The organism is Arthrobacter sp. NPDC055585 (assembly GCF_053619115.1).
On sequence record NZ_JBSHIT010000001.1, the window covers coordinates 619553 to 633817 of the forward strand.

At 66.2% G+C, this 14265-nt stretch carries 12 protein-coding genes and 1 pseudogene; 4 read left to right on the forward strand and 9 right to left on the reverse strand.

What is annotated here, in order from left to right:
* Nucleotides 1-8 precede the first annotated feature (8 nt).
* The 4 genes and pseudogenes from ACWGQ2_RS02655 to ACWGQ2_RS02670 form a co-directional block, all read right to left on the reverse strand.
* Nucleotides 9-1226: an NRAMP family divalent metal transporter gene (locus ACWGQ2_RS02655; RefSeq protein WP_452014047.1), complete on the reverse strand. Its 1218-nt coding sequence runs from the start codon at nt 1224-1226 to the stop codon at nt 9-11.
* A gap of 181 nt (nt 1227-1407) precedes the next feature.
* Nucleotides 1408-2085, reverse strand: a pseudogene (locus ACWGQ2_RS02660) (divalent metal cation transporter); the annotation flags it as partial.
* A 41-nt stretch (nt 2086-2126) separates the two neighbouring features.
* Nucleotides 2127-2978 (reverse strand): MBL fold metallo-hydrolase, encoded by an 852-nt coding sequence (locus tag ACWGQ2_RS02665; RefSeq protein WP_452014049.1) that lies wholly within the window; start codon nt 2976-2978, stop codon nt 2127-2129.
* Nucleotides 2979-3042: 64 nt separating this feature from the next.
* Complete coding sequence (locus ACWGQ2_RS02670; RefSeq protein WP_452014051.1) at nt 3043-3882, reverse strand: helix-turn-helix domain-containing protein; 840 nt, start codon at nt 3880-3882, stop codon at nt 3043-3045.
* Between the two features lie 81 nt (nt 3883-3963).
* On the opposite strand from ACWGQ2_RS02670, the gene ACWGQ2_RS02675 reads away from it, so the two are divergent.
* Nucleotides 3964-4482 carry a VOC family protein gene (locus ACWGQ2_RS02675; protein ID WP_452014053.1) on the forward strand — a complete coding sequence of 173 codons (519 nt, stop codon included), beginning with the start codon at nt 3964-3966 and terminating at the stop codon, nt 4480-4482.
* A 6-nt stretch (nt 4483-4488) separates the two neighbouring features.
* Here the strand turns inward: ACWGQ2_RS02675 and ACWGQ2_RS02680 are convergent, their stop codons facing one another.
* The 3 genes from ACWGQ2_RS02680 to ACWGQ2_RS02690 form a co-directional block, all read right to left on the reverse strand.
* The gene (locus ACWGQ2_RS02680; RefSeq protein WP_452014055.1) at nt 4489-5658 is read right to left on the reverse strand and encodes an ROK family protein; all 1170 of its coding nucleotides are present in this window, start codon (nt 5656-5658) and stop codon (nt 4489-4491) included.
* A 91-nt stretch (nt 5659-5749) separates the two neighbouring features.
* A complete protein-coding gene (locus ACWGQ2_RS02685) occupies nt 5750-6805 on the reverse strand; it encodes an ABC transporter permease (protein WP_452014057.1) in 1056 nt (351 codons plus the stop codon).
* Nucleotides 6802-8331, reverse strand: a complete 1530-nt coding sequence (locus tag ACWGQ2_RS02690; protein ID WP_452014059.1) for a sugar ABC transporter ATP-binding protein — start codon at nt 8329-8331, stop codon at nt 6802-6804. The genes ACWGQ2_RS02685 and ACWGQ2_RS02690 overlap by 4 nt, the downstream gene beginning before the upstream one ends.
* 158 nt (nt 8332-8489) lie before the next feature.
* Between ACWGQ2_RS02690 and ACWGQ2_RS02695 the strand changes: the two genes are divergently transcribed.
* The 3 genes from ACWGQ2_RS02695 (at nt 8490) to ACWGQ2_RS02705 (ending at nt 11855) form a co-directional block, all read left to right on the forward strand.
* Nucleotides 8490-9536, forward strand: coding sequence for a substrate-binding domain-containing protein (locus ACWGQ2_RS02695; RefSeq protein WP_452014061.1), 1047 nt, complete (start codon nt 8490-8492; stop codon nt 9534-9536).
* A gap of 101 nt (nt 9537-9637) precedes the next feature.
* Complete coding sequence (locus tag ACWGQ2_RS02700; RefSeq protein ID WP_452014063.1) at nt 9638-10819, forward strand: Gfo/Idh/MocA family protein; 1182 nt, start codon at nt 9638-9640, stop codon at nt 10817-10819.
* 34 nt (nt 10820-10853) lie between these two features.
* Nucleotides 10854-11855, forward strand: coding sequence for a sugar phosphate isomerase/epimerase family protein (locus tag ACWGQ2_RS02705; protein WP_452014065.1), 1002 nt, complete (start codon nt 10854-10856; stop codon nt 11853-11855).
* 61 nt (nt 11856-11916) lie between these two features.
* On the opposite strand, the gene ACWGQ2_RS02710 is transcribed toward ACWGQ2_RS02705, so the two are convergent.
* The gene (locus ACWGQ2_RS02710; RefSeq protein ID WP_452014067.1) at nt 11917-13329 is read right to left on the reverse strand and encodes a hypothetical protein; all 1413 of its coding nucleotides are present in this window, start codon (nt 13327-13329) and stop codon (nt 11917-11919) included.
* A 165-nt stretch (nt 13330-13494) separates the two neighbouring features.
* The gene (gene tpx / locus ACWGQ2_RS02715; RefSeq protein ID WP_452014069.1) at nt 13495-13992 is read right to left on the reverse strand and encodes a thiol peroxidase; all 498 of its coding nucleotides are present in this window, start codon (nt 13990-13992) and stop codon (nt 13495-13497) included.
* Nucleotides 13993-14265 lie beyond the last annotated feature (273 nt).

Here is a 14265-nt window from a genome sequence, read left to right on the forward strand (position 1 = left end):
GGATGGGCCTACTGCCAGAGGGCAGCGAGGCCGGAGAGTGAGTTCCAGCCAAGGAACAGGGTCAGCGCCCACGCCAGCACACCGATGAACAGGAGCCATTTGGGGTAGTCGTAGCCGTTAAGCAGGTCACGGCGCCGCCAGGCTGCCCAGAGCAGGATGCCGAAGCCCAGCGGCAGGATCAGGCCGTTGAACGCGCCGGCGAAGACCAGCAGGGTCTGTGGGGCCTGGCCGAGCAGCAGGTACGCGGCGGTGCAGAAGGCAATGAATCCCACGGTGATCAGGCTGCGGGTTCGGTCCTTGGTAGCGGGGGTGGTGATGAAGGAAACCGAGGTGTACGCGGCGCCGATCACCGAGGTCAGTGCGGCGGCCCAGAACACAATGCCGAACATGCGCAGGCCGATTTCACCGGCTGCGTGGCGGAAGGCGTCGGCAGCGAGGTTGTCTCCGGCCAGGGTGACGCCTCCGGCCACGACGCCCAGGATGGCCAGGAACAGCAGCATGCGCATGACGCCGGTGACGATGATGCCCAGCAGCGAGACCCTGGTGATGTCCTTGACGTGGCCGGGCCCGGTGGTGCCGGAGTCCAGCAGGCGGTGCGCGCCGGCGTAGGTGATGTAGCCGCCTACGGTTCCGCCGATCAGCGTGGTGATGGTCAGGAAGTCCACCTGCTCCGGCAGTACGGTGTTCTTCAGCGCCTCACCGACCGGCGGTGCCGCGGAGATCGCTACGTAGATCATCAGCAGGATCATGACGGCGCCAAGCGCCACCACGATCCGGTCCAGGGCCAGTCCGGCTTTTTTGGACAGGAAGATGAAGATCGCGACGGCGGCGGAAATGGCCCCGCCTATCTTGGTGTCCATGCCGAGCATGGCATTCATGCCCAGGCCGGTGCCGGCGATGTTGCCAATGTTGAAGACAAGGCCGCCGATGAAGACCAGGCCGGCCAGCAGCCAGCCCGCACCTGGCAGCACCTTGTTGCCCAGGGTCTGGGCGCGCAGCCCGGAGACGCCGATGATGCGCCAGACGTTCATCTGGACCGCAATGTCCACCAGGATCGAGACCAGGATCGCGAAGGCGAAAGCCGCCCCGAGCTGAACCGTAAAGACGGTGGTCTGGGTGATAAAGCCAGGTCCGATGGCGCTGGTGGCCATCAGGAACATGGCTCCGAGGAGGGCCGTTCGCTTGGCGTTCGGCCGGACCTTCACTTTCGTCGGCGTGCTGTCCATGGATTGTTTCCGATCACTGGAGAAATGTGGGGGGCGCCACATGGGCTTCCAGCAGTCTAAGGGTTGTTGAACAATCCACCACCCTTTTTGTTCAACAATCTGGGGTTTCTTTACATGCTTTTAACATGTGTCACAGTGGTGTCATACTCGATGGCGCGCCTTCGGCCCCGGATTCTGAGGCTCAGGCCCACAGCTGACTGAGCCCGGCGAGCGAGTTCCAGCCGAGGAACAGGGTCAGCAGCCATGCCAGCACGCCGGCAATGAGCAGCACCTTCGGATAGCGGTATCCCTCCAGCAGGTCCCGGCGCCGCCAGGCCACCCAAAGAAGAATCGCGAACCCCAGCGGCAGGATCAGCCCGTTGAATGCACCGGCGAACACGAGGAGGGTCTGCGGCGGCTGTCCGGCCAGCAGGTAGGCCGCTGCGCACACAGCGATGAAAGCGACGGTCAGGAGATTTCGCACCCTGGGGCTCGTGCTCTGCCGGGTGATGAAAGTGACCGATGTGTAGGAGGCACCGATCACCGAGGTCAGCGCCGCGGCCCAGAAGACGATGCCGAACATCCGAATGCCGACCTCCCCTGCCGCAATGCCAAACGCCTCCGCGGCGAGGTTGCCGCTGCTCAGCTCCGCCCCGCCGGCAACCACGCCCAGGATCGCCAGGAACAGCAGCGTGCGCATCACCCCGGTCACGATCACGCCGAGCAGGGCGGCCCGGGTAATGGGGCGGATGTTGCCGAGGCCTGAGTTGCCGGCATCGACCATCCGGTGGGCACCGGCGTAGGTGATGTAGCCGCCCACGGTTCCGCCAATCAGGGTGGTGATGGCAAGGAAGTCCACCTGCTCCGGCAGTACCGTGTTCGGTCGCGGTCAGTGTACGGCCCCGGCCGTGAGCCGGGAAGCTACAAGCGGTCCGGAACCCTCCCATATCCGGGTTCTCCGGCCCAGCCTGCGCGCCCCCGTCCAGGCAAGACGACGACGGCGCGGGGCCGGCCGCGCGCGGACCGCGCCCGGGCGGTGTTCACCGCCTCCCGAATACCGATCCGCAGCGCCGGCCCGTGGCCCGGCAGCAGCAGCGAGGCGTCCAGCCGCGCCAGGGTGAGCATCGCGCGGTCCACGCCGGCGCCGTCGTGGTGGAACATGGTGTGCAGCAGCTGCGGACCGGTGCGGCCGCTGATCCGGTGGCCGGTCACCAGCGCGTCCCCGGTAATCACTGCCCGCGCTCCGGGCAGCAGGAAAGCAGTATGCCCCGGCGTGTGCCCGGCAGTCGGCACCGCCACCGGGCTGCCGGGCAGTTCAGCGAGACCGGCATCGGTCCAGGTCTGGGCCTCGGGAATCGCCACCGGGGTGAGCCCGCCGGCGCCGAGCACGTGGGCACTCCAGGCCAGCACCCGGGGACGCCAGGCACGGGCGAGCACCTGGCCGGGAGAAACCTGTGCCTTTTCCCGGCCGCGCAGCAGCGCGAGTTCGGCGGGACCGCAGAGCACCGGCGTGCCATACTCCCCGGCGAAGTGAGCGACCGCCCCGGTGTGGTCCACGTGGGCATGGGTGACCAGCACGGCCGAGGCCGCGGCCGGTTCCAGCCCGGCCTCGCGGATCGATGAGAGCACCAGATCCAGATCCCCCGGATACCCTCCGTCCACCAGCGTGAACTCGCGGTCCCGGCGCAGGATGACCCAGTTTGATGCCGGTCCCTGCGCAAAGACCACGTCCCGCGCGGGCTCGCTCAGTGTGTAACCTGGCTTGTTCCGCATGGCAGCCTTCCGTTCGCTTTCCCATCCCCGACCCGCATGAGCGTCGCACCGGGAACCGGTACGGTCAATGCCCGGCAACCGGCGGGCCACCGCCGCTATTCCCCTCCCCCGGTGCCGCAGACCGCCGGTATCCGCTGGGCGTAAAACCCAGCACCTCCCGGAACACCTCAGTTAGGTGCGCGTGGTCGGCATAGCCCAGCTCAGCAGCGACGTCAGCAATACCAAGGCCCGGACTGGTCCGCAGCCGCTCGGCCGCCTCCTGGAGCCGGTAACGGCGGATCATTGCCAGCGGCGGCAGCCCAACATACTTCCGGGCCAGACGCTGCAGGGTTCGTGCTGAAACGCCGAGCAGGGCAGCAGCCTGGTCCACGCGGGTCAGCGGCGGGTTCTGCTCGATCAGCTCCTCCAGCCGGTTGACCAGCAGTCCTTCCGGAGCGGGCTCCGGCACTGTGGCCTCCAGCCAGGCCGACGCCGCTGCAGCAGCCGCCGCGCGGTGCGTGCCGCCGTCGTCGTTTTCCTCCGCCACGGACATCGCGCGGGTGACGTCCTGCCGCAGCTCGGGCAGGTCCAGGGCTGTGCTGCTGTCTTTCAGCGCGCCGGGATCGGCACAGAGGAACGGAACGGCTGCCGGACGCAGCAGCAGGCCAACGGCCCAGCCGCTGCCGGTCAGGTCCCGGTAGGAACGGCGGGTCGAGGGACCGTAAAGCCGCACACCGTCCGGCTCCACCACCAGGTTCAGTGCGGGAAAGGGCAGGACCTCCTGCCGGGATGTCCGCCCGGGGGCCAGATCCCATTCCGGAATCCAGAACCATCGAACGCGGTCAGACAGCCCGGCCGGGGCGGGGATTCGGTGGAAGGAGGGTAGCCGGGCTGGATACAGCGGCCCGCGCCAATGCTCCTCCATCTGCATCTCCTCTGCCCACCGCGGGGAACCCTGTCGCAAATATCCAAGCCACGGGTCCGTGCCGGTTCCTAGCCTGAGTCCATGACTACAACCCAGAACCAGTCCCTCAACAACCAGCCCGGCGCCACCGGCAAATACACCACCGACGGCGTGCCCCACGGCCTGACCAGTCTCACACCGTTTGTTGCCGTCCCGCGAGCAGCTGACGCGATTCGTTTTTACCAGGACGTCTTTGGCGCCAGAGTCGTGGACGTGACCGAGATGAACGGCGTGACCGTCCACGCTGACCTGGACCTCGGCAGTGGGCACCTTCAGCTGGGCGAACCCAACCCGGATTACGGATTGGTGAACCCGCCGGAACCGGACGCAGCGTGTTATTCGCTGGGTTTCTACTGTGCCGACGCGGACGCTGTGGTGGCCCGGGCCGAATCCGCCGGAGCTGTCATCCGCGAGCCGCTGGCCACGTTTGCCTCCGGCGACCGGTTTGCCAGCATCCGCGATCCCTTCGGGATTCGGTGGACCATCATGACCAGGGTTGAGGACCTGTCAGAGGAGGAAAGCGCGGCCCGGGTCGCCCAGTGGGCGTCGCAGCAGGGCTAGGAAGACTCAGGCACCCACCCGGGCCGAGAGCATCCGCTCGATGCTCTCCGCGGAGAGCGCATACTGGATGGCCAGCACCGCGGCACCGCGCATCCCGGCGTCCAGCCCGGACACCGACTGCACTATCCGCAGATGCTGGGTGGCCAGGGGCATGGTGCGGGAGTAAACGACTTCCCGCACCCCGGCAATAAAGTGCTCGCCGGTCAGTGCCATTGACCCGCCGATCACGATCACGGCCGGGTTGATCATGGACAGGCAGGCGGAGAGGACCTCGCCCACGTCGCGGCCCGCCTGCCGGACTGCGTGGACGGCGTCGTGGTTACCCTGGTTCACCAGCGCCACCACGTCCCGGCCGTCCTGGGCCTGAAGTCCGGCTTCCTGAAGCTTCGCCGCCACTGCGGGTCCGGAGGCCAGCGCCTCGAGACAGCCGTAGTTCCCGCACCGGCAGAGTTTGTCCCCGCCGCCGCTGACCCGGATGTGGCCGATGTCCCCGGCTACGCCGTCGGCGCCGCGGAGCAGTTCGCCGTTGCAGATAATTCCGGCGCCAATGCCGGTGGCGACCTTCAGGAACACCAGATCCGCGACGTCGGGCCAGGCGGCCTCCCGCTCCCCCACTGACATCACGTTGACGTCATTGTCCACCACGACGGAAACGCCGAAGTGCGTACCCAGGTAGGCGGGCACATCAAAGCCGTGCCAGCCGGGCATGATCGGCGGGTTGATGGGCCGTCCGGTCCGGTGCTCCACCGGGCCGGGAACCCCGACGCCGACTGCGAGCAGGTCCCCCCGCGTCCTGCCTGTTTCGTCCAGCAGCTGATTGCCCAGCTGTGCCACGGTGTCCAGCACGGTTTCGGGTCCGGCGCTGACCTGCAGCTCCTCGGTGACCGCCGCCAGCGTGCTGCCCGAGAGGTCACAGATTCCCAGCCTCAGGTGGGAGGCACCGATGTCCACTCCAAGGACCACCATGTTTCCGGTGTTCAGGGCGAACCGTGAGGAGGGCCGGCCGCCGGTGGAGACGGCGTCCTCGACGGGAGCCACCAGTCCGATTTCCATCAGGGCTTCGAGCCGGAGCACGATGGTCGACCGCGCCACTCCCACGAGATCCGCCAGCTCCGTCCGGGTGCGGGGCTGCCCGTCGCGGAGCAGCTGGAAGAGTTCACTCGCTCCGGAGACCACGGAAGCGTTCCTTATATCGACCACCGAGCAATTCAAGCACAGGAATCGGCGTTACTGTGTCGCCCTGGTCCGGATCCGGCACCCGGCCGCCTCATATCGAGCCCTTCCGCCGGTTCCCCCGAACGGCGAACCGCTGCTGCAGCAGCACGGCCACCACAATGATGACCCCCTTGGTCACGTTCTGCACCGAGGTGTCCAGGTTGTTCTGGGTGAAGACATTGGTCAGGGTGGCGAACAGCAGGACGCCCAGGACAGTGCCGACGATAGTGCCGCGGCCGCCGACGAGCAGAGTCCCTCCGACCACAACGGCCGCAATGGCGTCCAGCTCATACAGCGTCCCGTGGGTGGACGTGCCCGCCGTGGTGCGGCCCATCATCATGATCGCTGCGATACCGACCGTGATGCCGGAGAGGACGTAGAGCCAGACGATGTGCCGCTTGACCTTGATCCCGGCGAGACGGGCTGCTTCCAGGTTGCCGCCGATCGCCACCGTGCGCCGGCCAAACGTGGTGCGGTTGAGCAGGAACCAGCCAGCGGCAGCCACGATCAAAAAGATCCAGATCAGCAGCGGAATGCCGAGCACGTTGGACCGCATCACAGAGGTGAAGTCCCGGTTGATGACAATCTGCGTGCTTCTCCCGGAAATCAGCTCCGCCAGGCCGCGCGCGGCCACCAGCATGGCCAGGGTCGCGATAAACGCCACTACGTTCCCGTAGGCGATGATCACGCCGTTGATCAGTCCGGCCAGTGCTCCAACAGCCAGCGCCACTGCCACCATCAGCAGCCAGCTGCTGTTGGTGGCGGCGGCCTGCACCGCCGCGAGGCTGGCCACCACGCTTGCCAGACCCATGACCGATCCCACGGAAAGGTCGATTCCCCCTGCCGTGATCACGAAGGTAACCCCAATGCAGATCACCCCGATGATCGAGGCCAGGCGCAGGATGGTCAGCATGTTGTCCACGCTGAGGAACTGCGAGCCGCCGGTTGCAGCGCCGACTGCAATCAGCAGTCCCAGTGCGATGATCAGGCCCAGGTTGCGGACCCCGGCTCCTCCCATCAGCTGCCGCACTCCGCGCTGCCGGGCTGCGGCGGTTGCGCCGCCGCCCTCTGAGGACGGCTGGAGCGTCGTTGTGTTTTGGTCGCTCACTGGGAGTTTCCTTTCAGGACGAGGTCAAGCACGGAATGCTCATCGATATCTTTCGCGTCGCTGACGGCCAGCATGCGGCCGGCGTCGAGCACCAGGATCCGGTCAGCGAGTCCAATGACTTCCTCGATCTCGCTGGAGACCACCACAATTGCCACCCCCCGGGCAGCCAGCCGGCGGATCAGGGCGTAGATCTCCGCTTTGGCGCCGATGTCCACCCCGCGGGTAGGTTCATCAAGCAGCAGGATCCGGGTCCCGTGGATCAGCCAGCGGGCCAGCAGGACCTTCTGCTGGTTGCCTCCGGAGAGGGTGCGGGCCGGGCGGTCAGTATCCGAAGGCGAAAGCTGCAGCGCGGCGGTTTGTTCCTGCGCGGCCCGTTTCTCACCGCGTTCGTTGAGCAGCCCGCGCCGGGCAAACCGGGCGAAGGTGGACAGGGTGGCGTTCTTATAGATCGGTTCATCCAGGAGCAGGCCCTGGCTTTTGCGTTCCTCCGGTGAGAGCCCGATCCCGGCCCGGATGGCGGCGGCCACGGATCCCGGCGGAAGCTTCCTGCCCTCCACACTCACGCTGCCGGCGGTGGCTTTGCGCGCCCCGTAAACGGTTTCCAGGATTTCCGACCGTCCGGAGCCGACGAGCCCGGCCAGTCCGAGGATCTCACCGGGCCGGACCGAGAAGCTGATGTCCCGGAAGGAACCCGCCAGTCCCAGGCCGTCCACCTCCAGCAGCGCGGGGCTCTCGGCAACCGGTTTCCGCGACGGGAACACGTTCACTGTGTCCCTGCCCGTCATCAGCTTCACCAGTTCTGTGCGGGACACCGACTTCACCGGCAGGGATGACGCGGTGCTCCGTCCATCCTTGATGACAGAGAGGCGGTTCCCGATTTGGTCTATTTCCTCCAGCCGGTGGGAAATGTAGACCACCGAGATCCCCTCCCCGGTGAGCTGGCGGATCACCCGGAACAGGTTGGCCACCTCACCGGAATCGAGGATCGCGCTCGGTTCATCCATAATGATCAGCCGCGCGTTGCGGGACAGTGCGCGGGCCATGCTCACAATCTGCTTGCCTGCCGCTGACAGGGTGCCGACTTCCGTGCCCGGGGAAAGGTCTTCATGGCCCAGGCGGGCCAGGAGTTTGCGTGCCTTGTCTTTCGCATCGCGCACCCGCAGCACACCGGCGCGGGCGTCCTCATGACCCAGGAAAATGTTCTCCGCCACATTCAGTCCGTCCACCACGTCCAGCTCCTGGTACATGGTGGCGATGCCCAGCTCATGGGCTGCGGTGGGATCCGCGAGCTGCACCGGCACGCCCTTCCACCGGATTTCACCGCCGTCGGGCTGATGGACTCCGGAGAGCGACTTGATCAGGGTGGACTTTCCGGCACCGTTCTGGCCGAGAACACAGTGCACTTCGCCGGGAAGTACCTGCAGATTGACACCCTGCAGGGCACGCACCCCGGCGAAACTCTTGCTCAGGTTCCGGACCTCAAGCAGCGGTTTTGCGGGTGCTGGGACATCACTGGCCATCGACATGGAACGGAGCTTACACACTTATGTCGATCGCTGACAGTATCTTGCAGTTTTTTCGACAGACTTCTGTTAGTGTGACGCCCATCACGACGAGGTGCGGGGCATTTCAGGTGCCGGCTGGCCTCTTGGAGAAGGAAAGATCATCAACAGAGGAGAAAACCATGCAGGCACTGCGCATGACGGGCCGGAGGCAGCTCGTAACCACCGCGGCGTTTATCGCCGTCGGCGGGCTCGTCCTCACAGGATGTTCCAGCGGCGGAGAAACCAGCAGCGAACCGACGAATAACTCCGTGGAAGGAAACGAGGCCGAGGGCGACACCGTCGTCATCGGCTTCTCCGGACCGGCTGCAGACCACGGCTGGCTCGGAGCGATCAACTCCGCGGCACTGGCCGAAGCGGAGAAGTACCCGGATGTGGAGCTCCGCGTGGCGGAAGGGACCAATGACGCCAACCTGCAGATCAGCCAGGTGGAACAGTTCATCAACGAGGGCGTGGACGCGATTGTGCTGCTTCCCACGGACGGCGCGGCCCTGACATCGGTGGCCATCCAGGCGATGGAAGCCGGGATCCCGGTCATCAACGTGGACCGCGAGTTCTCCAGCCCGTTCGCAGCGCGCACCACCGTCCTGGGCGACAACTACGGCATGGGCGTCAGCGCAGGCACGTACATCTGCGAGCAGGTGGGAGACCAGCCGGACGCAGTCGTCGCTGAAATCGCCGGCATTGATTCCCTGCCCCTCACCCAGGACCGCAGCGCCGGCTTCAAGGATGCGCTCGAGGGCTGCGGCCTGGAAGTCAGCAACCGGGTGGCTGCAGACTTCACCGTCCAGGGCGGTGAAGCAGCGACGTCCCAGCTGCTCGCCGCAGCTCCGGAGATCGACGCCCTCTGGAACCACGACGATGACCAGGGCATCGGCGTCCTGGCCGCCATCGACGCCGCCGGCCGCGATGAGTTCATCATGGTGGGCGGCGCCGGATCAGCCAACGCGATGCGCGAGATCCAGTCCGGTGACAGCGTGCTGAAAGCAACCATCATCTATCCCTCCACCCAGGCTGCAGACGGGATCCGTCTGGCCCGCCTGCTGGTGCAGGACAAGGCCATGAGCGACCTGGTGGAGATTGAAGTCCCCAACCGCGTGGTCCTGTACGCGCCGGTGGTCACCAGCGAGAACGTGGATAAGTACCTGCCCACTGCGTTCGAATCCTAGATCCGTCTGCTGCAGGGCGTCCCGGCCAACCCGGGTCGCCCTGCCGGGCGGAGTCCAGGAACCATTCCCGCCGCGGGAACCGCGGCAGCTAGGAGAAAGACATGAGTAAACCGCTGAGGATCGCACTGGTGGGACACGGGTTTATGGGGGCAGCGCATTCCCAGGCCTGGCGGGTGGCACCCCGGTTCTTCGACCTTCCGCTGCAGCCTGAAATGGCCCTCCTGTTAGGGCGCGATGCCGAACGCACCGCAGCCGCTGCCGGCAAATGGGGGTGGCAGGAGAGTTCCACGGACTGGCGCCGGGCGCTGGAACGGGATGACATCGACGTCGTCGACATCGTGACCCCCGGTTCCTCACATGCTGAAATCGCCATCGCTGCGCTGGACGCCGGCAAGCACGTGATCTGTGAAAAGCCGCTGGCCAACACCGTGGAGGAGGCCAGTGCAATGGCCGACGCCGCTGCCCGGGCCGCACGCTCCAGCGTCCAGGCGATGGTCGGGTTCACCTACCGGCGGCTGCCCGCCGCCACGCATGCGCACAATCTGGTGGCCGGAGGCGCGATCGGCGACGTCCGCCAGGTCCGTGCCTCCTACCTGCAGGACTGGCTGGTTGACCCGGACGCACCGCTGTCCTGGCGCCTGGAACAGGACAAGGCAGGATCCGGAGTACTGGGTGACCTGGGCGCCCACATCATCGATCTCGCCCAGTACGTGACCGGACGCAAGCTCGCGGAAGTCAGCGGCACCCTGGAGACCCTGGTTGACAGCCGTCCGCTGCCGGATTCAACCGGTACCGACGGAGGTTTGGGCGGCCCGCGGGGCACCGGCACGGACCGCGGCGCAGTGACCGTGGACGACGTCGCGCTGTTTGCCGGCCGCTTCGAAGACGGGGTGCTGGCCACCTTTGAGGCCACCCGGATGGCCACGGGACGCAAAAACGCGCTGCGGCTGGAAGTCTCCGGCACACGCGGTGCACTCAGTTTCGATTTGGAGGACCTGAATTTCCTGGAGTTCTACGATTTCACCGCGCCTCTTGACCGGCAGGGTTTCACCCGCATTATGGTCACCGAACCCGTTCATCCCTATGTGAGCGCCTGGTGGCCGCCCGGACATTCACTGGGCTATGAGCACGGCTTTGTTCACCAGGTACGCGATTTCGTGGACGCCGTGGCCTCCGGGAGCCAGCCCTCGCCGTCGTTCGCTGACGGCCTGCAGGTCCAGGAAGTCCTGGACTCAGTGACCCGCAGCGCCGCCAAATCCAGCATCTGGACCCCGGTGGGCTAAGGCCCCACCCAACCACTAGGCGAAGGAGCCTGCCATGTCACGACCGATTACGTTGTTCACCGGCCAATGGGCCGACCTGCCGTTTGAGGAGGTGGCCCGGCTCGCGTCCGAGTGGGGCTACGACGGACTGGAGATCGCCTGCTGGGGCGACCATCTTGATCCCTGGCGGTGGGATGAGGACGGATACGTCCAGAGCCGCCGCGACATCCTGGAGAAGTACAACCTCCAGGTCCACGCCATCTCCAACCACCTCAAGGGCCAGGCCGTCTGCGACGACCCGATTGATCAGCGGCACCGGGACATCCTGTCCGACCAGGTTTGGGGCGACGGCGATCCCGAGGGGGTCCGCCGGCGCGCGGCCGAGGAAATGAAACACACTGCCCGCCTGGCCGCTGCCCTGGACGTAAAGACCGTTGTGGGCTTCACCGGTTCCTCGATCTGGAAGTACGTCGCGATGTTCCCGCCGGTCTCAGCCGACGCCGTCGAGGCCGGCTACCGGGACTTCGCGGACCGGTGGAACCCGATCCTCGATGTGTTCGACGAGGTAGGTGTCCGGTTCGCCCACGAAGTCCATCCCAGCGAAATCGCCTATGACTATTGGACGACTGTCCGGGCCCTCGAAGCGATCGGCCACCGTCCGGCGTTTGGCCTGAACTGGGATCCCAGCCACTTCGTGTGGCAGGACCTGGACCCGGTGGGCTTCCTCTGGGACTTCCAGGACCGGATTTACCACGTGGACTGCAAGGACACGAAGAAGCGGATGACCAACGGGCGGAACGGCCGGCTCGGGTCCCACCTGCCCTGGGCTGATCCGCGCCGCGGCTGGGACTTTGTCTCCACCGGCCACGGTGATGTGCCCTGGGAAGACGCCTTCCGCATGCTCAACAGCATCGGCTACGACGGCCCCATTTCGGTGGAGTGGGAAGACGCCGGGATGGACCGGCTGGTTGGAGCCCCGGAGGCTCTGGCCTTTGTCCGTTCCCTGGCCATGGATCCGCCCGACGCCGCGTTCGACGCCGCGTTCTCCTCGCGGTAGCCGGCCCTGAGACGGTAACGGTCCCGCGGCTTTGAGCCGCGGGACCGTTTCTATGTGCGGGTTACGGCAGGCGCCAGTAAACGTCCTCGGCGTCCACAGCGAGGATCATGCGCAGGCCCAGCCGGCTGTCTTCGCCCAGAGCGCTGTCCGGAACGTCGAAGCACATCTCATGGGTCACCGAGTCGCCCTTGCTGAGCAGGTCCTGATCAGCTCCGCGCATGCTCAGCTCCACGGTGCAGCCCAGGACGGTGTAGATCCGGTTGTCTGATCCCACGAACTCCGGAGCGAGGTCCAGCCAGGGGCGGCCTTCTCCCTCGCCGTTGTAGACGGCGCTGAACCGGGCGATCACGTAGTTGTGGTCCGGATCCCCGGCGGAAGGTGCGCGGTCAAGGACCTCTGCGGTGGCATCCCGGTCCAGTTCGGTGAGGGTGACGGTGTAGTCGCCAACCGTCGTTTCTTCACCCGCGGCGCTGGCCGGTGCGGCAACAATCTCCGCGATGAAGTCTTCTGAGTACTCGTAAGTGTAGTCATTTTTCTCGGCTTCGGAGAGCTCCTCAGAGCCCTCGATGAACTCCTCGAAGGACTCTCCGCCAATTTCGGTACCCACCTCGGATTCAGCTTCCCAGAGACCCGCGTCCTGCAGTGAGTCGACGACGACGGTGTTCACCACGATCGCCGCAATGAGGGACACGCCGGCCACGGACAGCGCAGCGATGGACAGCGGCTTGGACACGTTGCGGGCCTTGATGCCCTTGACCAGGGCGGGGATCCCCAGACCCAGCGCGACGATCGCCAGCGGGAAGGCCACGACGTTGAAGAACGGAATCCAGCAGATCATCAGTGCCAGAATGGCGAGCACCAGTGCAGCAATTGCCAGGCCCTTCCCGGGGGTGGAGGGCGGCGGGCCGTAGCTGGGGTAGCCCGGCTGGCCCGGGTGGCCCGGGTATCCGGGGTACCCGGACTGGCCCGGGTAGCCCTGCTGGCCGGGATAGCCCGGGTAACCCTGCTGGCCCGGCTGGCCCGGCTGGGCCTGCTGGGCCTGCTGGCTCTGTTGGCCGGTCTGACCCGGATAACCGGAATTCCCGCCCTGGCCGACGGACGGACCGGAACCCGGGTAGCTGGGGTAGCCGGAAGCCGGCCCCTGATCGTTGGCTGGCCCGCCGGGAACCGGGGCATAGGGGTTGTACCGCGGAGCGGGCGCTTCCGCGTCGTTCGTGTACGGCAGGGAAGGCCCTGAGAATCCTGAAGGCGCGGCGAACCCGCCGTACGGGTTCGTCTCCGGGACGGCGTTGTCCTGGTTCTGTCCCGGGTTTTCCTGCGCTGAACCGGGTGCTTCAGGCTGGCTGCTCTCGGCCTCCCGGGCCTGCGGCGGCTGCGGAGTTTCCGGCGGCTGAGGCATCCCCTGAGGCGCCTCCTGCCCCTCCGGCGGCTCGATGCCCGTGCCGTCTTCCGGCCGGCTCTGGTCCCTGTCCATGATGTTCCCCCAATAAACGTGTTGTGGTGTTCTAGAGACTGCGTCCCCCAAATGGAAGCCGCCTGTCTTTATCCTAGCCAAACCGGGTATGGCTCCGGATTGTGTTACCCACAGGCAGGGCCCGCCCCGCGGAATGCGGAACGGGCCCCGATGCAGCGGCGGAGGCTAGCTGAGAGCTGCCACGGCGGCGTCGTAATCCGGTTCGGTGGTGATTTCGGGAACAAGCTGCGAGTGCAGCACGGTGCCGTCCGCATCAAGAACGACGACGGCGCGGGCCAGCAGGCCCTGAAGCGGACCTTCGCTCTGGATCAGGCCGAAGTCCTCGCCGAAGCTGCTGCGGAAAGCAGATGCGGCCACCACGTTGTCGATGCCCTCTGCACCGCAGAAGCGGCCGAGCGCGAACGGCAGGTCCTTGGACACGCACACCACGGCCGTGTTCTCGAGGCCGGATGCAATCTCGTTGAAGCGGCGGACACTGGCAGCGCAGACGCCGGTGTCCACGCTGGGGAAGATGTTCAGGACCACGCGGCGGCCGGAGAAGGCCTCGCTGGATACCTCGGACAGGTCTGTTCCGACCAGCGCGAAGGCAGGGGCGGAGGTTCCGGCGGCGGGAAGCTCACCGGAGGTGTGGACGGGGTTCTGCTTAAATGCGGTAGTTGCCATGCATTGTGTTTATCACGTTCGCGCACGCCGGCATGGCTCGGTGACCTGCGGAAACGTTCTGCGGCGGAAATCGGCTGAAAAAGTTCCGGGCCAGGGGTTCCCTCCCGGGTGCGCGGTGTTTTACTGAAAGTGGTTCCTTAAGGCGGGACCAGAACAGGTCCACTTGGCCGGGACCAGTAGGTTCATCGGCCGGACCTTGGAACGACTCCCTGGCCATGGCTGGGGAGCCGTTCCGTTAAGGGGTTATTCGGCTTAGAGGGGTATGCCTCCGGT